This is a genomic window from Pseudomonas sp. Tn43, from assembly GCF_014192635.1.
Classification (GTDB): Bacteria; Pseudomonadota; Gammaproteobacteria; order Pseudomonadales; family Pseudomonadaceae; genus Aquipseudomonas.
This window is the reverse complement of sequence record NZ_JACHYG010000008.1, coordinates 123,300-142,793: the sequence shown is the minus strand read 5'-3', so window position 1 is coordinate 142,793 and position 19,494 is coordinate 123,300. Positions and strand designations below refer to the sequence as shown.

General features: G+C 58.3%; 20 protein-coding genes. 13 read left to right on the top strand and 7 right to left on the bottom strand.

Annotation, left to right across the window (positions count from 1 at the left end):
- Positions 1 to 43: 43 nt before the first annotated feature.
- Positions 44 to 472, top strand: a complete 429-nt coding sequence (locus FHW68_RS20835; protein ID WP_183682799.1) for a DUF4160 domain-containing protein — start codon at positions 44 to 46, stop codon at positions 470 to 472.
- Entirely contained in the window at positions 469 to 915 is a 447-nt protein-coding gene (locus FHW68_RS20830) for a DUF2442 domain-containing protein (RefSeq protein ID WP_095633857.1), read from the top strand. Before FHW68_RS20835 ends, FHW68_RS20830 begins: the two co-directional genes overlap by 4 nt.
- 54 nt (positions 916 to 969) lie before the next feature.
- Here FHW68_RS20830 and trmA read toward each other — a convergent pair whose 3' ends face one another.
- On the bottom strand, positions 970 to 2,049 hold the full coding sequence (gene trmA / locus FHW68_RS20825) for a tRNA (uridine(54)-C5)-methyltransferase TrmA (protein ID WP_183682796.1): 1,080 nt from the start codon (positions 2,047 to 2,049) through the stop codon (positions 970 to 972).
- Positions 2,046 to 3,341, bottom strand: coding sequence for an NCS2 family permease (locus tag FHW68_RS20820; RefSeq protein ID WP_183682792.1), 1,296 nt, complete (start codon positions 3,339 to 3,341; stop codon positions 2,046 to 2,048). Before FHW68_RS20820 ends, trmA begins: the two co-directional genes overlap by 4 nt.
- 227 nt (positions 3,342 to 3,568) lie before the next feature.
- On the opposite strand from FHW68_RS20820, the gene FHW68_RS20815 reads away from it, so the two are divergent.
- Together FHW68_RS20815 and FHW68_RS20810 are read left to right on the top strand one after the other, a co-directional pair.
- Complete coding sequence (locus FHW68_RS20815) at positions 3,569 to 4,024, top strand: DUF4879 domain-containing protein (RefSeq protein ID WP_183682789.1); 456 nt, start codon at positions 3,569 to 3,571, stop codon at positions 4,022 to 4,024.
- Between the two features lie 66 nt (positions 4,025 to 4,090).
- Positions 4,091 to 4,642 (top strand): DJ-1 family glyoxalase III, encoded by a 552-nt coding sequence (locus FHW68_RS20810; RefSeq protein ID WP_183682786.1) that lies wholly within the window; start codon positions 4,091 to 4,093, stop codon positions 4,640 to 4,642.
- 21 nt (positions 4,643 to 4,663) lie between these two features.
- Here the strand turns inward: FHW68_RS20810 and FHW68_RS20805 are convergent, their stop codons facing one another.
- The gene (locus tag FHW68_RS20805) at positions 4,664 to 5,902 is read right to left on the bottom strand and encodes an MFS transporter (RefSeq protein WP_183682783.1); all 1,239 of its coding nucleotides are present in this window, start codon (positions 5,900 to 5,902) and stop codon (positions 4,664 to 4,666) included.
- Positions 5,903 to 6,416: 514 nt separating this feature from the next.
- Here FHW68_RS20805 and FHW68_RS20800 point away from each other — a divergent pair.
- The 3 genes from FHW68_RS20800 to FHW68_RS20790 are packed head-to-tail and all read left to right on the top strand — an operon-like array spanning position 6,417 to position 9,086.
- Positions 6,417 to 7,856 carry a cytochrome ubiquinol oxidase subunit I gene (locus tag FHW68_RS20800; RefSeq protein WP_183682780.1) on the top strand — a complete coding sequence of 480 codons (1,440 nt, stop codon included), beginning with the start codon at positions 6,417 to 6,419 and terminating at the stop codon, positions 7,854 to 7,856.
- Positions 7,857 to 7,859: 3 nt separating this feature from the next.
- Entirely contained in the window at positions 7,860 to 8,867 is a 1,008-nt protein-coding gene (gene cydB, locus FHW68_RS20795; RefSeq protein ID WP_183682778.1) for a cytochrome d ubiquinol oxidase subunit II, read from the top strand.
- A 51-nt stretch (positions 8,868 to 8,918) separates the two neighbouring features.
- Positions 8,919 to 9,086, top strand: a complete 168-nt coding sequence (locus FHW68_RS20790; RefSeq protein WP_168185121.1) for a DUF2474 domain-containing protein — start codon at positions 8,919 to 8,921, stop codon at positions 9,084 to 9,086.
- 70 nt (positions 9,087 to 9,156) lie between these two features.
- On the opposite strand, the gene FHW68_RS20785 is transcribed toward FHW68_RS20790, so the two are convergent.
- Both FHW68_RS20785 and FHW68_RS20780 read right to left on the bottom strand, forming a co-directional pair.
- The gene (locus tag FHW68_RS20785; RefSeq protein WP_183682775.1) at positions 9,157 to 10,281 is read right to left on the bottom strand and encodes a class I SAM-dependent methyltransferase; all 1,125 of its coding nucleotides are present in this window, start codon (positions 10,279 to 10,281) and stop codon (positions 9,157 to 9,159) included.
- A 188-nt stretch (positions 10,282 to 10,469) separates the two neighbouring features.
- Complete coding sequence (locus FHW68_RS20780; protein WP_095633847.1) at positions 10,470 to 11,177, bottom strand: autoinducer binding domain-containing protein; 708 nt, start codon at positions 11,175 to 11,177, stop codon at positions 10,470 to 10,472.
- 292 nt (positions 11,178 to 11,469) lie between these two features.
- On the opposite strand from FHW68_RS20780, the gene FHW68_RS20775 reads away from it, so the two are divergent.
- Positions 11,470 to 12,246, top strand: coding sequence for a ferredoxin--NADP reductase (locus tag FHW68_RS20775; protein ID WP_095633846.1), 777 nt, complete (start codon positions 11,470 to 11,472; stop codon positions 12,244 to 12,246).
- 46 nt (positions 12,247 to 12,292) lie between these two features.
- Here the strand turns inward: FHW68_RS20775 and mscL are convergent, their stop codons facing one another.
- The gene (mscL, locus tag FHW68_RS20770) at positions 12,293 to 12,706 is read right to left on the bottom strand and encodes a large-conductance mechanosensitive channel protein MscL (RefSeq protein WP_095633845.1); all 414 of its coding nucleotides are present in this window, start codon (positions 12,704 to 12,706) and stop codon (positions 12,293 to 12,295) included.
- Positions 12,707 to 12,991: 285 nt separating this feature from the next.
- Here mscL and katB point away from each other — a divergent pair, with 285 nt between their 5' ends.
- Genes katB through radA form a run of 3 tightly spaced genes read left to right on the top strand, consistent with a single transcriptional unit; the run spans position 12,992 to position 16,557 of the window.
- A complete protein-coding gene (gene katB / locus FHW68_RS20765; protein ID WP_095633844.1) occupies positions 12,992 to 14,533 on the top strand; it encodes a catalase KatB in 1,542 nt (513 codons plus the stop codon).
- A gap of 56 nt (positions 14,534 to 14,589) precedes the next feature.
- Entirely contained in the window at positions 14,590 to 15,144 is a 555-nt protein-coding gene (locus FHW68_RS20760; protein WP_095633843.1) for an ankyrin repeat domain-containing protein, read from the top strand.
- A 45-nt stretch (positions 15,145 to 15,189) separates the two neighbouring features.
- Positions 15,190 to 16,557 (top strand): DNA repair protein RadA, encoded by a 1,368-nt coding sequence (radA, locus tag FHW68_RS20755; RefSeq protein WP_007895270.1) that lies wholly within the window; start codon positions 15,190 to 15,192, stop codon positions 16,555 to 16,557.
- A 128-nt stretch (positions 16,558 to 16,685) separates the two neighbouring features.
- On the opposite strand, the gene FHW68_RS20750 is transcribed toward radA, so the two are convergent.
- Entirely contained in the window at positions 16,686 to 17,054 is a 369-nt protein-coding gene (locus tag FHW68_RS20750) for a PilZ domain-containing protein (RefSeq protein ID WP_183682772.1), read from the bottom strand.
- Between the two features lie 159 nt (positions 17,055 to 17,213).
- On the opposite strand from FHW68_RS20750, the gene FHW68_RS20745 reads away from it, so the two are divergent.
- Both FHW68_RS20745 and FHW68_RS20740 read left to right on the top strand, forming a co-directional pair.
- A complete protein-coding gene (locus FHW68_RS20745) occupies positions 17,214 to 19,280 on the top strand; it encodes a carbon starvation CstA family protein (RefSeq protein WP_183682768.1) in 2,067 nt (688 codons plus the stop codon).
- 14 nt (positions 19,281 to 19,294) lie between these two features.
- On the top strand, positions 19,295 to 19,492 hold the full coding sequence (locus FHW68_RS20740) for a YbdD/YjiX family protein (protein ID WP_183682765.1): 198 nt from the start codon (positions 19,295 to 19,297) through the stop codon (positions 19,490 to 19,492).
- The last annotated feature ends 2 nt before the right edge of the window (positions 19,493 to 19,494 follow it).

Genomic DNA, 19,494 nt, shown 5'->3' with positions numbered 1-19,494 from the left:
AATGGCGAATCTTCGAACTCTATAACCTAACGGATGGGTTAGCATGAATGTATGCCGCTACAAAGGGTTTTCACTGGTGGTCATGTTGCGTGATGAGCATTGCCCGCCACACGTTCACGTCGACGCAGGCATATGGAGCGCGCGCTTCAGGTTCAGCTTCTGGCACAACGGCGTCGAGCTTTGGGATGTCGTCCCTCATTCGCATCGACCTCCTCTGGCTGTGCTGGAGGGATTGCGTCAGGCGCTCAGGCAACCTGCCCATTTACGGCGAGCCCGTGGCATCTGGTGGAGCAAATTGCAGACGGCTTGCCTCGACAATCAGTTATGGGATTGGCAGGGCAATGAAGTGGTCGTGATGAAGTGGATTGGCAGCACGACTTACATAATTGGTTCGGCTCGCTATGAGCCTGAAGGCAACAAGACCCTACTGACCCTGATGGGAGCACCTGAGGGTGTGGAGATCGAATTATGAAAACGATAAGCGCAAAAATGCAGGTCGATCACCCCGTGACCGAAGGCGCTCTGGACGAAGCGATCGAGCGTGGTGGGGCACGCCGTCGTGCCGGATTGAATGCAACGACGGTGATCTTTCTTGATCCATGTCTCGCCGTCGGCTTTGAGGATGGCAGCGGTGTGTTGTTACCAGTGAAAAACTATCCGGAATTCGATGGTTTTGAGACCGAGGATTTCGCCGGGCTGAAAGTCGGTTTCGCCGGAGCCGCACTTTGTCACGAAGACAAGGATCTGCAGGTGTCCATCGCCGGTCTGATTTCGGCGAGCAAACCGCTGATGGATATGGCCGCCTCGGTGATCGCCTCGCGCAATGGTCGTCAGAGCAGCGCCGCCAAGGCTGAGGCCGCACGGGCCAATGGCAAGAAGGGTGGTCGCCCGCGCAAGACCGATGCGGCACTTTGATCACCCACAAAAAAGCCGTCCAGTGGACGGCTGATTTGTATAGGGAGGCTGCGATCAACGACGGGTCAACAACACCCCGGATTCCATGTGATGGGTCCAGGGAAACTGGTCGAACATCGCGCATTGAGTAATGCGGTGAGTGTCGTGCAGTTGGGCGATGTTTTCCGCCAGGGTTTGCGGGTTGCAGGAAATGTAGAGGATGTTGTCGAAGCGTCGGGTCAGTTCGCACGTGTCCGGGTCCATGCCAGCACGGGGCGGGTCGACGAACACGCTACCGAACTCGTAGCTCTTGAGGTCGATGCCGTGCAGGCGGCGGAACGGACGAACTTCGTTCAGTGCTTCGGTCAGTTCTTCGGCAGACAAACGCACCAGCGTGACGTTATTCACTGCGTTTTCGCTCAGGTTGCTGAGCGCTGCGTTGACCGAGGTCTTGCTGATTTCGGTGGCCAGCACTTTGCGCACACGGGTCGCAAGCGGCAGGGTGAAGTTGCCGTTGCCGCAATACAACTCCAGCAAATCGTCGGGGCGATCGCCGAGGGCCTCATACGCCCAGTTGAGCATCTTCTGGTTCACCGTACCGTTGGGTTGGGTGAACGCGCCTTCCGGCTGGCGATAGCTGAAGGTGCGGCCGCCTACTTCGAGTTTCTCGACCACGTAATCGTGACCGATCACTTCGCGTTTGCCCTTCGAGCGACCGATGATGCTGACATTCAGGTCGGCTGCCAGTTTCGACGCCGCTACGTGCCAGTGCTCGTCCAGCGGGCGGTGATAGCACAGCGTGATCATCGCATCGCCAGCCAGCGTGGTGAGGAACTCCACCTGAAACAGCTTGTGGCTCAGCGCTGCACTCGCTTGCCACGCGGCCTTGAGTTGCGGCATCAACTGGTTGATGCGCAGACTGGCGATCGGAAACTCGTCGATCAGGATCGGCGTACGTTTGTCTTCCTGGGAAAACATCGCGTAATGGCGCTCACCGGCTTCGCGCCACAGGCGGAATTCGGCACGCAGGCGGAAGTTTTTCAGTGGCGAATCGAACACTGCAGGTTCAGGGGCATCGAACGGGGCCAGCAGGTCGCGCAGGCGCGTGACCTTTTCTTCGAGTTGAACGGTGTAGGCCTGGGAGTCAAAAGTCATGCGTTGAACCAACCCAATTTGATCACGAACAGAATCGACAGAATCACCAGCGCCGAATTCAATTCACGGCCGCGACCGGACAACAACTTGATGGCCGTCCAGGAGATGAAACCGAAGGCGATGCCGTTGGCGATGGAATAAGTGAAAGGCATGGCCAGGGCAGTGATCACGACTGGTGCGGCGACGGTGATGTCGTCCCAGTCTATTTCCGCCAGGCCGGACGTCATCAGTACGGCGACGAACAGCAAGGCAGGCGCAGTGGCAAAGGCTGGAACACTGGCCGCCAATGGCGAGAAGAACAGCGCGAGCAGGAACAGAATCGCGACCACGATGGCGGTCAGGCCGGTGCGGCCACCGGCACTCACGCCGGCTGCGGATTCGATGTAGCTGGTGGTGGTCGAGGTGCCCAACAAAGAACCGGCCATGGCCGCGGTGCTGTCGGCGATCAGGGCGCGGCCCATTTTCGGCATGTGGCCGTCCTTGCCCATCAGGCCGGCGCGCTTGGCGACGCCGATCAGGGTGCCGGAGTTGTCGAACAGGTCGACGAACAGGAAGGCGAAGATCACGCTGACCAGACCGATGTCCAGTGCGCCCATGATGTCCAGTTGCAGGAAGGTCGGTGCCAGCGACGGCGGCATCGACATCACGCCGCCAAACGGAGTGAAGCCCAACAAGATGGAAACGATGGTCACGGCGAGAATACCGATCAGCACCGCACCGCGCACTTTCAGGGCTTCGAGGGCAACGATCAGGGCAAAACCAAGGGTGGCGAGTATCGGTGCCGGTTGCTTCAAGTCACCGAGACCGACCATGGTCGCCGGGTTGCTGACCACGATGCCGGCGTTGTGCAGGGCGATCAGGGCCAGGAACAGGCCGATACCGGCGGCAATCGCCGAGCGTAGCGCCAGCGGAATGCTGTTGATGATCCATTCGCGGATGCGGAAGATCGACAACAGAAAAAACATCACCGCCGAGAGGAACACCGCGCCCAACGCCACTTGCCAGGTGTGGCCCATGTGCAGGACCACGGTGTAGGTAAAGAAGGCATTCAGGCCCATGCCCGGCGCCAGTGCGATCGGGTAGTTGGCGATCAGGCCCATGGTCGCCGAGCCGATGGCCGCTGCCAGGCAGGTGGCGACAAACACCGCACCTTTGTCCATGCCGGTCTCGCCGAGGATGCTCGGGTTGACGAACAGAATGTAGGCCATGGCCAAAAAGGTCGTGAGGCCCGCCAGAATCTCGGTCCGCACGTTGGTGTTGTGTGCCTTGAGTTGAAACAGCCTTTCCAGCATGTCTGCTCCCCGTGGCGCGCCCGGCGCCGTGAATGTATCGACCTCAACAGCAAAGCACAGGCCGCTGCAGGCGCCTGGGTTATTTTCTGCGGGTCGGAAAAAGCCGCGCATCATACCAGCAGCGTGGGGCTATGGCTGCTTATGGCTGCGATCGTCGTCGATGTTTTGCGCATAAGGGAACTGCGCCATACTGCGCGCTGTTTTTTGGGGGGAGGGAGGGGGTAGATATGTATTGCATTAATAAGCGTGTGATTGCGGCATTTGGATTGCTGCTCAGCTGTCTCATCGGCGCGCCAACAGCCTCGGCGGCAATGGCTCAACCGTTGAGCCAGGTGAAGGTGCTCAAGGTCGAATCACCTGGCTGTGGCTTTGAAAACATCGCGGACGGCCAGGCGCAAACCCGTTGCGATCACAAGGGGCCAGACATCAAGGTGTACGTGCTGGAAATCGGCTACGGCCGTGCAGCCCATGTCGCACTGGACGGTTTCGAGGTGAATGGCACTCGAACCCCTGTCTGTGCTTTTGATACCGGCAACCTGACCGAGTGCTCCGCCGGGAAAAAAACCGTCGGTTATCTGTACATCTTCAACCTGAAAGGCAAGCAGGACGGCACTTTCACGTTCAGCAACACCTCGATCAACGCCCCCGGCAATACGATGTCGACGCAGCTTTACATCAAGTAACGGCTGGGCTGGAACAAGGGCAGGAAAGCTGACTACGCTTTAAAGATTATCCTGTGGACCGCGCCCATGACTTTTAGAGCCCTGATTACCCTCGCCGAGGGCATCGACGATCTGCAAACCGTGACCCTGATCGATGTGCTGCGCCGCGCCAAGGTTGAAGTGGTGGTGGCCAGCATCGAGGCACGACGGATGCTTACCTGTGCTCGCGGCACCCGCTTGACCGCCGATGCGATGTTGGTGGATTTACTGGCCCAACCCTTCGACCTGATCGTACTGCCGGGCGGTGCCGTAGGGTCGCAGCATTTGGCGGCCCACCAACCCCTGCAACAATTGATCAAGGACCAGGCCGCCGCCGGGCGCCTGTTCGCCGGTATTGCCGAATCTCCGGCATTGGCGCTGCAAACCTTTGGTGTTTTGCGCCAACGGCGCATGACTTGCCTGCCCACGGTCAGCAATCAACTGTCGGGCTGCAACTTCGTTGATCAACCGGTGGTGGTCGATGGCAACTGCATCACCGCTCAAGGCTCAGGCGCCGCGTTGGTGTTTGCGCTGACGCTGGTGGAGCAACTTTGCGGCAAAGCTACGCGGTCAACGGTGGCGGGGGAGTTGGTGGTTTAACAAGTGCCCTGAACAGCAACGTCAGGCCCTGACTGCTTCCACTGGCTCATGCATACGATCGCGGTTGGCCAGGGTCGGGAACAGTTTGATCCAGGCGCCGGTTACCATCAGCGTGCCGATACCGCCCATGACCACTGCCGGCACGGTACCGAACCAGTGGGCCGTCACGCCGGATTCGAACTCGCCGAGCTGATTCGAAGCACCGATGAACAAGCCATTCACAGCGCTGACCCGGCCGCGCATTTCGTCGGGGGTTTCCAGTTGCACGAACGAGGCACGGATCACCATGCTGATCATGTCCGCCGCGCCCAACACCACCAGCACCGCGAGAGAGAACCAGAACGAAGTCGACAGGCCGAAAGCGATCGTCGCCACGCCGAATACGCCCACGGCCGTGAACATCACCCGCCCGACGTTGCGCTCCACGGCAAATCGCGCCAGAAACAACGACATCAGCAATGCACCGACTGCCGGGGCCGATCGCAACAGGCCCAAGCCCCAAGGGCCAGTCAGCAGAATGTCTTTGGCAAACACCGGCAGCAGCGCGGTTGCGCCACCCAGCAGGACGGCAAACAGGTCCAGGGAAATCGCCCCGAGAATGTCCGGGCGACTGCGAATGAAGCGAATACCCGCCAGCAGCGAATCCAGGGTGGCCTTGCCCTTGTTCAGCGGTGTTTGCCGGGCCGGGAGGGTGAGCATCAATGCACAGGCGATGAAGTAAAGGATCACCGTCGGGCCATACACCCAGACGCTGCCGAAGGCATAGAGCAAACCGCCCAGCGCCGGGGCGACGATGGTGGCCGATTGTTGTGCAGATTGCGCGGCGGCAACGGCACGGGGAAACAAGGCGCTGGGCACGATGCCCGGCAGCAAGGCCTGGGTCGTCGGCATTTCGAAGGAGCGGGCAGCGCCGAGCAGGAACGCGAGGATGAAGATCATCTCTCGGGTGACCTGGTCGGTCGCGCTGCCGATGACCAGCGACAGGGCGATCAGCGCTTGCAGGGACTGACAGATCGCCGCGACCTTGCGCCGGTCATAGCGGTCCGCGACATGCCCGGTGTGCAGCATGAACAACACGCGGGGGGCAAATTCCGCCAGCCCCACCAGGCCCAGATCGAGCACATTGCCCGTCAGTTGATACAAATTCCAGCCGATGGCCACGGTCAACATCTGAAAACCGCTGGCGGTAAAGACGCGAGCCAGCCAGAACGCGATAAATGGGCGGTGATGACGTAACAGCAGGGGCGCTTGGCTGGGCATCTGAAGGCAGGTCTGGGCGGGAGGAAGGGCGAGATTATCACCAAGCTGTAACCAGAAGTTGCAAGGCCAGGAAATTCAGTTAGCTAGACACCGATCGTATGGAGCATACGAAATCCCTGTGGCAAGGGGGGCTGCCCCCGTGGGGCTGCGAAGCGGCCCCCAGACCTGGGTAACTCACTGCACCACAGTAACCGACTGCTGCGCAGCCGAACGGGGGCAAGCCCCCTCGCCACAGTTAGTCCACCCATCCAAAAATGTATTGCCGCTCATGCCAAAACCCATGAGGCAACCTGTCACGCGGCAAAAGACCACACCGTCCATCGGCAAAAATGCGACTACTCTTTCAACGTTGCTTGACCCAGATCAAGACCCTTCGTGGAATTGATCCGGCGGCCAGATGGCCAGACTCCCTACGTTTGTGATGATGGTCCAAAAAGAACGAATTCGAAATCCGTGGGGGCAGTGGGTGTAGGCCGCAAGCCTTCAGCCGGTATTACCTGACAGAGGAAGACGTATGTTCGGTTTGGAGGCTCTTGATCTCGCCCGGATTCAGTTCGCATTCACCATTTCGTTTCACATCCTGTTCCCGGCCATCACCATTGGCCTGGCGAGTTACCTGGCGGTGCTCGAAGGCCTGTGGCTGAAGACGCACAACGATACTTACCGCGATCTGTATCATTTCTGGTCGAAGATCTTTGCCGTCAACTTCGGCATGGGCGTGGTGTCCGGCTTGGTCATGGCCTATCAGTTCGGTACCAACTGGAGCCGTTTCTCGGACTTCGCCGGTTCAGTGACCGGGCCATTGCTGACCTATGAAGTGCTGACAGCCTTCTTTCTCGAGGCCGGCTTCTTGGGCGTCATGCTGTTCGGCTGGAACAAGGTCGGGCGCAAGCTGCACTTTTTCTCAACGGTCATGGTCGCCATCGGCACCCTTATTTCGACTTTCTGGATTCTGGCTTCCAACAGCTGGATGCAAACCCCGCAAGGCTACGAAATCGTCAATGGCCAGGTCATTCCGGTGGACTGGCTGGCGATTATCTTCAACCCGTCGTTCCCCTACCGCCTGATGCACATGGCCACGGCAGCGTTTGTTGCGACCGCGTTTTTCGTCGGCTCCTCGGCGGCCTGGCACTTGCTGCGCGGCAAGGACAACCCGGCCATCCGCACCATGCTCTCGATGGCGATGTGGATGGCCCTGATCGTGGCGCCTATTCAAGCGGTGATCGGCGACTTCCATGGCGTCAATACGCTCAAGCATCAACCGGCGAAAATCGCTGCAATCGAAGGCCACTGGGAAAACGTCGGCGACGAACCGACCCCGCTGATACTGTTCGGCTGGCCGGACATGGAAGCCGAAAAAACCAGATTTGCCGTGGAAATTCCCTACCTGGGCAGCCTGATCCTGACCCATACCCTGGACAAGCAAATACCGGCACTCAAGGAGTTCGCGCCTGAAGACCGGCCGAATTCGACCATCGTCTTCTGGTCGTTCCGGATCATGGTCGGCCTGGGCGTGCTGATGATCTTCACTGGTTTGTGGAGCCTGTGGTTGCGCAAACGCGACAGGCTTTATACCTCACGTCCCTTCTTGTACCTGGCGCTGTGGATGGGCCCATCCGGCCTGATCGCGATTCTCGCCGGCTGGTTCACCACTGAAATCGGCCGTCAGCCGTGGGTAGTGTACGGTTTGATGCGCACGGCGGATGCCTCCTCCGGGCACAGCTTCATGCAGATGAGCATCACCTTGGTCATGTTCGTCGTGGTGTATTTCGCGCTGTTCGGTGCCGGTCTTGGCTACATGATGCGCCTGGTGCGCAAAGGGCCGAAGATCGACGAGGGCAAGGAAACCAACGAAGGCGGTCCTGGCCAGAAACGCACACCAGCCCGTCCGCTGTCCGCAGCCGATGACAATGGTGACGCTGATCACAACCACAGCCTGAACAAGGAGATTTGAATCATGGGTATTGATCTTCCGCTGATCTGGGCCGTGATAATCATCTTCGGCATCATGATGTACGTGGTCATGGACGGCTTTGATCTGGGGATCGGAATTCTCTTCCCGTTCATCCAGGGCAAGAGCGATCGGGACGTGATGATGAACACCGTCGCCCCGGTCTGGGACGGCAACGAGACCTGGCTGGTATTGGGCGGCGCAGCGCTGTTCGGCGCCTTCCCGCTGGCCTATTCGGTGGTGCTCTCGGCGTTGTACCTGCCGCTGATTTTCATGCTGATCGGGCTGATTTTTCGCGGTGTGGCCTTCGAGTTTCGCTTCAAGGCCAAGGACGACAAGCGCCACCTCTGGGACAAGGCATTCATTGGTGGCTCGATCGCCGCAACCTTCTTCCAGGGCGTGGCATTGGGTGCGTTCATCGATGGGCTACCGGTAGTCAATCGTCAGTTTGCCGGCGGTTCACTCGACTGGCTGACGCCGTTCACGATGTTCTGCGGGGCGGCGCTGGTGGTGGCTTACGCACTGCTTGGCTGCACCTGGCTGATCATGAAAACCGAAGGCAAATTGCAGGAGCAGATGCATGACCTGGCGCGACCATTGGCCTTCGTGTTACTGGCGGTGATCGGCGTCGTCAGCATCTGGACGCCGTTGGCCCACGCTGAGATCGCTGCACGCTGGTTCACCCTGCCGAATCTGTTCTGGTTCTTGCCGGTGCCGATTCTGGTGCTGGTGACGTTGTACGGTCTGCTTCGGGCGGTAGCCCGCAATGCGCATTACACGCCATTCCTGCTGACCCTGGTGCTGATCTTCCTTGGCTACAGCGGTCTGGGTATCAGCCTGTGGCCGAATATCGTGCCGCCGTCGATCTCGATCTGGGACGCCGCCGCACCGCCGCAAAGCCAGGGCTTCATGCTGGTGGGCACGCTGTTTATCATTCCGTTCATCCTGGGCTACACCTTCTGGAGCTACTACGTGTTCCGCGGCAAGGTCACCCACGAAGATGGTTACCACTAGTCACTAGGGCGCGGCATTGAATCCTGCACCGCTGCAGAGGAGAAAACGATGATGGCTGGCAAACCCACTTTGCGGGAAATCGAAGCCGCCGAGAAAAAGCCGCTGTGGCAGCGACTCGGCTGGCTGGCGATGATCTGGGCCGGTAGCGTCGTGGCACTGTTTATTGTGGCCACGCTCATGCGGATGTTCATGAATGCCGCGGGCCTGAGCACCCACTGAAATTCCCATCCCGTTGCCTTGAGGCACGGATTTATAACCCTCCTGGTCATGGAGGGTTTTTTTTGGGCTTTTATTTGCGTGCTTTGAGAATGACGAACTTGGGGGTGGCGGCTACTTGCTCGACGCCACGGAACAACCGCGCCAGCTTGCTGTGATAACCCAGATGACGGTTGCCGACGATGTACAGCGCGCCACCCGTCACCAACGCTTCACGCGCCTGCTGGAACATCCGCCAGGCCAGGAAGTCGCCGACCACTTGCTGCTGGTGGAACGGCGGATTGCACAGCACCACGTCCAGGGATTGAGGTTCCTGATCTGCCAAGCCATCGCCGGCCCGCACAATCACATTGCGATCGCCCAGCGCCATGCGCCAGTTTTCAGCCGCCGATTGCACGGCCATGAACGATTCGTCCACCAGCGTGTAGTGCGCCTCAGGGTTTTGCAGGGCACTGGCAATCGCCAGCACGCCGTTGCCACATCCAAGGTCGGCAACCCGTGCTTTGCCGAGGTTCTTCGGCAAGTGCGGCAAAAAGGCCCGCGTACCGATATCCAGCCCTTCGCGGCAGAACACATTGGCGTGATTGAGCAGTTCGATCGCAGGCTCGTCGAGTCGATAGCGGGTCGGGTAGGGAGAGACAGCCGGGGTTCTGGCTTCGGCTGTGGCGATCAGCAATCGAGCCTTCTTCACCGCCAGCGAGGCTTGCACCGGGCCGATGTAACGCTCCAGCAGATCGCCCGCAGCGCGTGGCAAATGCTTCACCATCGCGGCTGCAATCACTTGAGCGCCGGGAGCCAGTTGCCCTTGTAGCCGGATCAGTTGCTCTTCCAGCAGGGCCAGGGTTTTCGGTACCCGGATCAATACCCGGTCAAACGGCCCGACGAACATTTCACTGGCAGGCACCTTCGGCACTGCATCAAACGTATGGCCGTTGCGTATCAGGTTTTTTTCCAGCCCCTGAAAAGCCAGAAACGAATCGCCGCTGCTGGTCACCCGAACCTTGCCCACCAGGCTGGCGGCCAAAGCCCCGAAGCTGTCATTGAGCACCAGCACGCGGGTATCGGCTGCCGGTTGTTGCCCGGCCAGATGATTGAGCAGGTATTCATCTGCGGCATCAAATGCTTGCAATGGTTCGTTCTGCTGTTCTGGCTGGCGGATCAGATCGAGTTGAGCAAAGGGGGTTTCGAGCAGAGGCATGAGGCGGGGGCTCTGGGTAATCAACGGAGGATAATCAACGAATGGCCCGCCGCTCAGGGGCTTGTCGCGGGCGAACCATCCGAGTGGACTGCGTCATGGAATTTCACACGGCATCACTCGGGATGGATCGCAAATGGTACGTTTTTTTCGCCTGGATTACTCGCAGGGATTACCGGATTCAAACAGATTCAGATGACGCCCACTTTCGCGGCTCTGATCACCGCCGCAATCTTGTTGTTTACGCCGAATTTCCGGATGGCGCCGCGTATATGGAACTGTACCGTGCTAGGACTCAGGTTGAGGATCATCGCGACCTCGTCTGCCGTCTTGCCATCGGCTGAATATTTAAGCACCTCGATTTCCCGGGATGATAAATGCACTGTGCCCGGTTTTGGGGGCGCAGGCAGTTCTTTTGCCACAAGGCCATGCAGATGACGGCTAATGAACAACGCGTAGCCCAGATTCTTGTACAGATCATGCATCGTAATCGGACAGTGGCTTCTGGCCAGGCTCAGTATGCTGCAAAGCCCATTCTCATCATGAACGGATTGGGACCAGCCATAGCGCAATCCTTGCTGTTTTTGTGCTTGCCACAATGTGGGAGTCTTGCAGAAGATTTCTTCCTGCCAAAGAATCGGTAACTCCGAATGATTGCAATGGGCTACTACTGGATCGATTTCACTAAAATGCTCCTGTTCATACTTGCTGTTCCATTCAGTAGGATAATTATTCAGATTGATCGTGGGGTGGCGTATCTCCCTTATTGGGGATGCTATTGAAAAGGCACAGAAATTAAAGCCAAGGTTTTTAACGAGATTGAGAGAAATCTCGTACGCGGTCTCTATTTTCTGAGCGTAAGAAAGCTGCGTTAACTGTGATTCCTTCCACACTTTCATTTGGTAACTCCGTTGTGGACTTACTTGCGTTTGGTGCTTTTGGATCCAATATCCGGCACGCCCACGAGTGTAGGAGAATTCTTACATGCGTGCTGTATTTTTTTGCTCTTAAAAAAAAGTTGCAACTGCATAAACCGATTCTTAGCTTGCTAGCAAAGTAACAGGAGTCAATGGCCTATCATTTTTGTATTTCTACTGTCAGGTGAGGTGAAGCAAAAGCCATTACAAATCACCGGTGTTTATACCTTCTGCTTTGCGGGACACTGGTGTTATCTGTTGAATGGAGCGACCCATGACTGCCAGTGCAGAGAAATTCACACGCCAGACACTGCTCGACGTCCAGCCGTTGACTCCAAACCTGTTCACCCTGCGCACTACCCGGGATTCGGGCTTTCGTTTTCGCGCTGGGCAATTCGCTCGGTTGGGCGTGACCAAGGCCGACGGCAGTGCTGTGTGGCGGGCTTATTCCATGGTCTCGTCCCCCTATGATGAGTTCCTGGAGTTCTTCTCCATTGTCGTGCCGGGAGGGGAGTTCACCAGCGAACTGAGCCGGCTGGAAGTCGGCGATACGCTGCTCGTCGACCGGCAAGCCTTTGGTTATCTGACGCTGGATCGTTTCGTCGATGGCCGTGACCTCTGGTTGTTATCCACAGGTACGGGGCTGGCGCCGTTTCTGTCGATTTTGCAGGATTTCGAGGTTTGGGAAAAATTCGAACGAATTATCCTGGTCTATAGCGTGCGCGAAGCGCGGGAGCTGGCGTATCAGGAGCTGATTGCAGGGCTGGCCCAGCGCGATTATCTGGCGGAGTACGCGCACAAGCTGCAATTCATCGCCACGGTCACCCGCGAGCAGCATCCGGGGGCCCTGAATGGGCGGATCACGACGCTCATCGAAAGTGGCGAACTGGAGCGCACGGCCGGTGTTGCGCTGACTGCCGAGCATTCGCGGGTGATGCTCTGCGGTAACCCGCAGATGATCGATGACACGCGCAAATTGCTCAAACAACGGGGCATGCACTTGAGCCTCAGTCGACGACCCGGACAGGTGGCAGTGGAAAACTACTGGTAAACAAAAACGGCGCCCTGAGGGCGCCGTTACTGTGGGCAATCCATTATCAAGGATGATTGTTTTGGGCTTTCAGCAGATCGCGAATCTCGCCCAACAGCTCTTCTTCCTTGGTCGGAACCGGCGGAAGCGTTGGCGCAACGGCCTCTTCACGTTTCAGGCGGTTGATGGCCTTGACGCCCATGAAGATCGCGAAGGCGACGATGATGAAGTCGATCAGGCTCTGGATGAACTTGCCGTAGGCCAGCACTACCGCTGGCACATCACCATTGGCAGCCTTGAGCGTAATAGCCAGGTCACTGAAGTCCACCCCACCGATCAGCAGGCCAATTGGCGGCATCACCACGTCACCGACAAACGACGAAACGATTTTTCCGAAGGCGGCGCCGATGATGATACCCACGGCCATGTCGACCACATTACCTTTGACCGCGAAGGCCTTGAACTCACTTATCACGCCCATAGGTTATTTCCTTGTTACAGATGAGGTTGGTGAGCGCAGTGTAAATCAGCAAAACGGCTCGCGCTCGAAACACCGCCTTACAATGCCCGCTCTTATCGACACATCTTTCGACAATTAGTTTACAAAGTGCCACCAGTCGCGCGCGACTACCCGCTCTAGACCGGGCATTCCAGAACCTTTTCGCTATCGGCTCGGTGGGGGATTTCTATTTATATTTTGGCCTTTGGGTCACTAGCCTCTGTGGGGCGCACCTGGATGCGCCTTATAAAATCAGAGGAAACTTCCATGACAACTCCCCTTGGCCTCGGGGCTTTTCCCCTTCGTCGTACCCTTGGCGTTCTGACCGCCAGCCTGTTGTCCTTCAGCGTCAATGCCGCGACCTTGACCCGCGATAACGGTGCTGCCGTCGGCGACAACCAGAACTCGCAAACCGCTGGCGCGACCGGGCCGGTGCTGTTGCAAGACATACAATTGATTCAGAAACTCCAGCGTTTTGACCGTGAACGCATTCCCGAACGCGTGGTGCATGCCCGTGGCACTGGCGCCCATGGCACGTTCACCGTCACCGACGACCTCAGCGACCTGACCAAGGCCAAGGTGTTCGCCGGTGGTCAGAGCACACCGGTTTTTGTGCGTTTTTCCGCGGTGGTTCACGGCAACCATTCCCCGGAAACCTTGCGTGATCCGCGGGGGTTCGCCACCAAGTTCTACACCGCAGACGGCAACTGGGACCTGGTCGGCAACAATTTTCCAACCTTCTTCATCCGTGACGCGATCAAGTTTCCAGACATGGTTCATGCCTTCAAGCCGGATCCGCGTACCAACCTTGACGACGATTCCCGTCGTTTCGACTTTTTCTCCCATGTTCCGGAAGCCACTCGTACCCTGACCGAGTTGTATTCCAACTCCGGTACGCCGGCCAGTTATCGGGAGATGGACGGTAACGGTGTACATGCCTACAAGTTAGTGAACGCCAAAGGCGATGTGCACTATGTAAAATTCCACTGGAAAAGTTTGCAGGGGTTAAAGAACCTCGACCCTAAAGAAGTGACAAGTGTTCAAGGTCAAGACTACAGTCATATGACTAACGACTTGGTCGCCAATATCAATAAGGGCAACTTTCCTAAATGGGACTTGTACATCCAGGTTCTCAGCCCGCAAGACTTGTCCAAGTTTGATTTCGATCCATTGGATGCGACCAAGATCTGGCCAGGTGTGCCGGAACGAAAAGTTGGACAAATGGTGTTGAACCGTAACCCGGCGAATGTGTTCCAGGAAACTGAACAAGTGGCCATGGCCCCGGCCAATTTAGTTCCGGGTATCGAACCTTCGGAAGATCGCTTATTGCAAGGGCGAGTTTTCTCGTATGCCGATACTCAACTGTATCGTCTGGGGGCCAACGCTCTGCAGTTGCCGATCAACGCCCCCAAAGTTGCCGTGAATAACGGTAATCAGGATGGCGCAATGAACATCGGCGCCAGCAGCACTGGCGTGAATTACCAGCCAAGTCGCCTGCTGTCCCGTGATGAGCCGCCAACCGCGCGTTACAGCCAGTCGGCCCTGTCGGGCAGCACGCAGCAGACGAAGATTCAGCGCGAGCAGAACTTCAAGCAGGCGGGTGATCTGTATCGCTCGTTCAATCAGAAGGAGCGTCAGGACCTGATCGGCAGCTTCGGTGGCTCACTGGCCACCACTGACGATGAGAGCAAACACATCATCCTGTCGTTCCTGTACAAGGCCGACCCGGAGTACGGCACCGGGGTCGCCAAAGTGGCCAAGGGTGATCTGGCTCGGGTCAAGGCGCTGGCGGCCAAACTGGTCGATTGATCCATCTGCCTGAAGCGGGGCCTCATGCAGGTCCCGTCTGATCAAGGAGCTGTGCCATGCGTTTTTATCTGTCTGTTTTTCTGGCGTGCTGGTCACTCAGTGGGTTCGCCGGGCCTGACGCGCAAACCTCGAACAACCCTCAGGCGCTGCAATCCCAATTACAGGATTACTACTTTGATGCCGCCCGGCGCGGTGATGTGCCCATGCTCGAGACCTTCATCGAGGCCGGCTATTCCCTCGATACCCGCGACAGCAAGGGTTACACCGCATTGATTCTGTCCGCCTATCACGGTCACAGCGCCGCGGTGGCGCGTTTACTCGCTGCCGGGGCAGACGCGTGCGCTCAGGATCAACGCGGCAATACGGCGTTGATGGGCGCGATTTTCAAAGGCGAAGTGCAGATCGCCAGGACTTTGTTGGCCGCTCCTTGCAACCCCGACCAACGCAATGGCGCGGGGCAGACTGCCGCGATGTACGCCGGTTTGTTCAGGCGTGTCGAGTTGCTGGACGTCCTCAAGGCCAAAGGGGCGGACATGCACGCCGAAGATCCGCTGGGCAACAGTGCCGCGCGTCTGGCCAGCGGTGAAATCCGTACGGCGCCGCCGCGCTGATCCGCGTGAGCTGAGCTATCATCGCGGTTTTTGCCGGGAGTTCAGATGGCCAAGGCCAAGCGCATGTACGGCTGCACCGAGTGCGGCTCAACCTTCCCCAAGTGGGCCGGCCAGTGCGGTGAATGCGGGGCCTGGAACACTTTGACCGAAACCATGGTCGAGAGCGGCGGTGCCGCAGCCCCCAGTGGACGTACCGGTTGGACCGGTCAGCAGGCGCAGATCAAGACCCTGGCCGAAGTCAGCGTCGAAGAAATCCCGCGTTTCTCCACGGCGTCCAGCGAGCTGGATCGCGTTCTGGGTGGTGGCCTGGTGGATGGCTCGGTGGTGTTGATCGGTGGGGATCCGGGCATCGGCAAGTCGACCATTTTGTTGCAAACCCTGTGCAACCTCGCCAAGAGCATGCCGGCACTGTATGTCACCGGCGAAGAGTCCCAGCAACAAGTGGCCATGCGCGCCCGGCGCTTGGGCTTGCCTCAGGATCAGCTGAGGGTGATGACCGAAACCTGCATCGAAACCATCATCGCCACGGCCCGGCAGGAAAAGCCCAAGGTGATGGTGATCGATTCGATCCAGACGATTTTCACCGAGCAACTGCAATCGGCACCGGGTGGCGTCTCTCAGGTTCGCGAAAGTGCGGCGTTACTGGTGCGTTACGCCAAACAAAGCGGTACGGCGATTTTCCTCGTCGGCCATGTCACCAAAGAAGGCGCACTGGCCGGCCCGCGAGTGCTGGAACATATGGTCGACACCGTTCTGTATTTCGAAGGCGAATCCGATGGACGCCTGCGTTTGTTGCGGGCGGTAAAAAACCGTTTCGGCGCAGTCAATGAATTGGGCGTGTTCGGCATGACCGACAAGGGCCTGAAAGAAGTCTCTAACCCCTCGGCGATTTTTCTGACCCGTGCCCAGGAGGAAGTCCCGGGTAGCGTGGTCATGGCAACGTGGGAAGGCACCCGGCCAATGCTGGTGGAAGTGCAGGCGTTGGTGGACGACAGCCACATGGCCAATCCACGCAGGGTAACGCTCGGTCTGGATCAGAATCGCTTGGCCATGTTGTTGGCGGTTTTGCATCGACATGGCGGCATCCCGACTCACGATCAGGACGTGTTCCTCAACGTGGTCGGCGGGGTAAAGGTGCTGGAAACCGCTTCGGACCTTGCCTTGATGGCGGCGGTCATGTCCAGTTTGCGTAACCGGCCGCTGCCCCATGATCTGCTGGTGTTTGGCGAAGTCGGCTTGTCGGGTGAAGTGCGCCCGGTGCCGAGCGGCCAGGAGCGTTTGAAGGAAGCGGCCAAGCACGGCTTCAAGCGCGCCATCGTGCCCAAGGGCAACGCGCCGAAAGAAGCGCCGCCGGGGTTGCAGATTATTGCCGTGACGCGGCTGGAGCAAGCGTTGGACGCCTTGTTCGAATAACTTCGGATCGATACAAAAACCTGTGGGAGCGGGCTTGCTCGCGATTGCATTCCTTCATTCAACCTATCTGTTGCGGTTGAATCAGCTATCGCGGGCAAGCCCGCTCCCACAGGTATTGCGTCGTGTCTTCAGGTTTCGATGAGTGCGCCCAATTCGCGCTCAAGTTCCTGGGGATCTCCCAGATTGAGCTCAACCAACCGTCGCAGACGCTCGATGGATTCCAGGCTGATGTGTTTGCAGACAAACCCGAGTTGACCACCTCCATCGTGGGTCAGCAGCACATCCATCTTGATGGCGACATCTTCGTTGAGATGAATATTAACCAGGAAATGCCAGTCTGGATTACCCAGCCAAGGCTCGGGTTTTTCGATCAACAATCCTTTGAGCGACAGGTCGATCAACTTCACCGGCCAGATGAACTCCCCCTGACTCAGCTCGGTGCGGGCATCGAACGCAAAACGTTTGAAGCGGCGACGATCAGCGCGGTGGTCACTCATGGCGTAATCCTCTGAATGTCCGCTGACTATAGACCCGCATTATTAAAACCTGCCAGCCAAGACAAGGCCCTGGATCAATGTCGGGGTATGGCCTTTGCTGTCAGTAGCGCTAAACTCCGGGTGGCTTTCTTTCTTGTCCACTCTGGCTGGAATCATAAAATGAAAAATAATAATAGCCTGCTACGCCACCTACCCTGGCTGCTGCTGGCAATCCTGGGAGCGTGCGCCCTGGGTGTCGTGGCATTGCGCCGAGGCGAGGCAATCAATGCCTTGTGGATTGTGGTTGCCGCCGTGGCCATTTATCTGGTCGCGTACCGCTACTACAGCCTGTTCATCGCCACCAAAGTGATGCAACTCGATCCGCGTCGGGCTACCCCCGCCGTGCTCAACAATGATGGTCTGGACTACGTGCCGACCAACAAACACATTCTGTTCGGACACCACTTCGCCGCCATCGCTGGCGCGGGGCCGCTGGTCGGCCCGGTCCTGGCGGCGCAGATGGGCTACCTGCCCGGTACGCTGTGGCTGATTGCCGGGGTGGTGCTGGCCGGTGCGGTTCAGGACTTCATGGTCCTGTTCATGTCCACCCGTCGCAACGGTCGTTCCCTGGGCGACATGGTCCGTGAAGAAATGGGCCGCATCCCCGGGACCATCGCGCTGTTCGGTTGCTTCCTGATCATGATCATCATCCTCGCGGTGCTGGCGCTGATCGTGGTCAAGGCCTTGGCCGAAAGCCCGTGGGGCATTTTCACGGTGATGGCGACCATCCCGATCGCGATGTTCATGGGCATTTACATGCGCTACATCCGTCCGGGCCGCATCGGCGAAATCTCGGTGATCGGCGTGGCGTTGCTGCTGGGTTCGATCTGGCTGGGCGGGCAGATTGCCGCTGACCCGGTGTGGGCCAAGGCGTTCACCTTCACGGGAATCCAGATCACCTGGATGCTGATCGGCTACGGTTTCGTCGCGGCGGTCCTGCCGGTGTGGCTGATTCTGGCGCCGCGTGACTACCTGTCGACCTTCCTCAAGATCGGCACCATCGTTGCGCTGGCGATCGGCATCCTGATCACCATGCCCGAGCTGAAAATGCCGGCATTGACCCAGTTCATCGACGGCACCGGGCCGGTGTGGAAGGGTGGGTTGTTCCCGTTCCTGTTCATCACCATTGCCTGTGGCGCGGTGTCCGGTTTTCACGCGCTGATCTCATCTGGCACCACGCCGAAATTACTGGATAACGAAGTTAACGCCCGTTACATCGGTTACGGCGGCATGCTGATGGAGTCCTTCGTGGCGATCATGGCCATGGTAGCCGCGTCGGTGATCGAGCCGGGCGTGTACTTCGCCATGAACAGCCCGGCGGCGGTCGTCGGCGGTGACGTGGTGGCTGTCGCACAAGTCGTCAGCGGCTGGGGTTTTACGATTACGCCGGAAGCCCTGCAGGCGGTGGCCAAGGACATCGGTGAAACCACCATTCTGGCCCGTGCCGGCGGCGCGCCGACCCTGGCGGTCGGTATCGCGCAGATCCTGCACAGTGTGCTGCCGGGTGAAAACACCATGGCGTTCTGGTACCACTTCGCGATCCTGTTCGAAGCGCTGTTCATCCTGACCGCGGTGGACGCCGGCACCCGGGCCGGCCGTTTCATGTTGCAGGACTTGCTCGGCTCCTTCGTGCCAGCGCTCAAGCGCACCGAATCCTGGACCGCCAACCTGATCGCCACCGCCGGTTGCGTGGCGATGTGGGGTTATTTGCTGTACCAAGGCGTGATCGACCCGTTGGGCGGGATCAACACCTTGTGGCCGCTGTTCGGCATCTCCAACCAGATGCTGGCGGGTATCGCACTGATGCTGGCAACTGTGGTGCTGATCAAAATGAAGCGCCAACGCTACATCTGGGTCACCATGTTGCCCGCCGTGTGGCTGCTGATCTGCACCACCACCGCCGGCTTCATCAAGCTGTTCGACGCCAACCCGGCCATCGGCTTCTTGTCGTTGGCCAAAAAATACAGCGATGCGTTGGCCAACGGGCAGATCCTGGCCCCGGCCAAGAGCATCGAGCAGATGCAGCATGTGATCTACAACGCTTACACCAACGCAACGCTGACCGCGCTGTTCCTGTTCGTGGTATTCAGCATCCTGTTCTACGCGCTCAAGGTCGGCATTGCCGCCTGGGGCAAAAAAGAACGTACGGATAAGGAATCGCCGTTCCAGGCTCAGCCGGACGCGTAATTGAGGATTGCACCATGTTCAATGACCTGAGTCGCCTCGGTAAATACCTCGGTCAGGCCGCGCGCCTGATGGTCGGCATGCCCGACTACGACAACTACGTCGAGCATATGCAAACCAGACACCCGGACAAACCGGTGATGAGCTACGAGATGTTCTTTCGCGAACGTCAGGAAGCCCGTTACGGTGGCAAGGATGGACCGAAGTGCTGTTGACC

Excerpts from the sequence above, each read along its gene's own strand:
- katB (WP_095633844.1), top strand. The coding sequence starts at position 12,992 with ATGACAACTCCCCTTGGCCTCGGGGCTTTTCCCCTTCGTCGTACCCTT.
- FHW68_RS20785 (WP_183682775.1), bottom strand. The coding sequence starts at position 10,281 with ATGCCTCTGCTCGAAACCCCCTTTGCTCAACTCGATCTGATCCGCCAG.
- FHW68_RS20810 (WP_183682786.1), top strand. The coding sequence starts at position 4,091 with ATGACTTTTAGAGCCCTGATTACCCTCGCCGAGGGCATCGACGATCTG.
- FHW68_RS20760 (WP_095633843.1), top strand. The coding sequence starts at position 14,590 with ATGCGTTTTTATCTGTCTGTTTTTCTGGCGTGCTGGTCACTCAGTGGG.
- FHW68_RS20745 (WP_183682768.1), top strand. The coding sequence starts at position 17,214 with ATGAAAAATAATAATAGCCTGCTACGCCACCTACCCTGGCTGCTGCTG.
- FHW68_RS20780 (WP_095633847.1), bottom strand. The coding sequence starts at position 11,177 with ATGAAAGTGTGGAAGGAATCACAGTTAACGCAGCTTTCTTACGCTCAG.
- FHW68_RS20820 (WP_183682792.1), bottom strand. The coding sequence starts at position 3,341 with ATGCTGGAAAGGCTGTTTCAACTCAAGGCACACAACACCAACGTGCGG.
- trmA (WP_183682796.1), bottom strand. The coding sequence starts at position 2,049 with ATGACTTTTGACTCCCAGGCCTACACCGTTCAACTCGAAGAAAAGGTC.
- FHW68_RS20775 (WP_095633846.1), top strand. The coding sequence starts at position 11,470 with ATGACTGCCAGTGCAGAGAAATTCACACGCCAGACACTGCTCGACGTC.
- FHW68_RS20740 (WP_183682765.1), top strand. The coding sequence starts at position 19,295 with ATGTTCAATGACCTGAGTCGCCTCGGTAAATACCTCGGTCAGGCCGCG.
- FHW68_RS20805 (WP_183682783.1), bottom strand. The coding sequence starts at position 5,902 with ATGCCCAGCCAAGCGCCCCTGCTGTTACGTCATCACCGCCCATTTATC.
- mscL (WP_095633845.1), bottom strand. The coding sequence starts at position 12,706 with ATGGGCGTGATAAGTGAGTTCAAGGCCTTCGCGGTCAAAGGTAATGTG.
- FHW68_RS20835 (WP_183682799.1), top strand. The coding sequence starts at position 44 with ATGAATGTATGCCGCTACAAAGGGTTTTCACTGGTGGTCATGTTGCGT.
- FHW68_RS20800 (WP_183682780.1), top strand. The coding sequence starts at position 6,417 with ATGTTCGGTTTGGAGGCTCTTGATCTCGCCCGGATTCAGTTCGCATTC.
- FHW68_RS20815 (WP_183682789.1), top strand. The coding sequence starts at position 3,569 with ATGTATTGCATTAATAAGCGTGTGATTGCGGCATTTGGATTGCTGCTC.
- FHW68_RS20750 (WP_183682772.1), bottom strand. The coding sequence starts at position 17,054 with ATGAGTGACCACCGCGCTGATCGTCGCCGCTTCAAACGTTTTGCGTTC.
- radA (WP_007895270.1), top strand. The coding sequence starts at position 15,190 with ATGGCCAAGGCCAAGCGCATGTACGGCTGCACCGAGTGCGGCTCAACC.
- FHW68_RS20790 (WP_168185121.1), top strand. The coding sequence starts at position 8,919 with ATGGCTGGCAAACCCACTTTGCGGGAAATCGAAGCCGCCGAGAAAAAG.
- cydB (WP_183682778.1), top strand. The coding sequence starts at position 7,860 with ATGGGTATTGATCTTCCGCTGATCTGGGCCGTGATAATCATCTTCGGC.
- FHW68_RS20830 (WP_095633857.1), top strand. The coding sequence starts at position 469 with ATGAAAACGATAAGCGCAAAAATGCAGGTCGATCACCCCGTGACCGAA.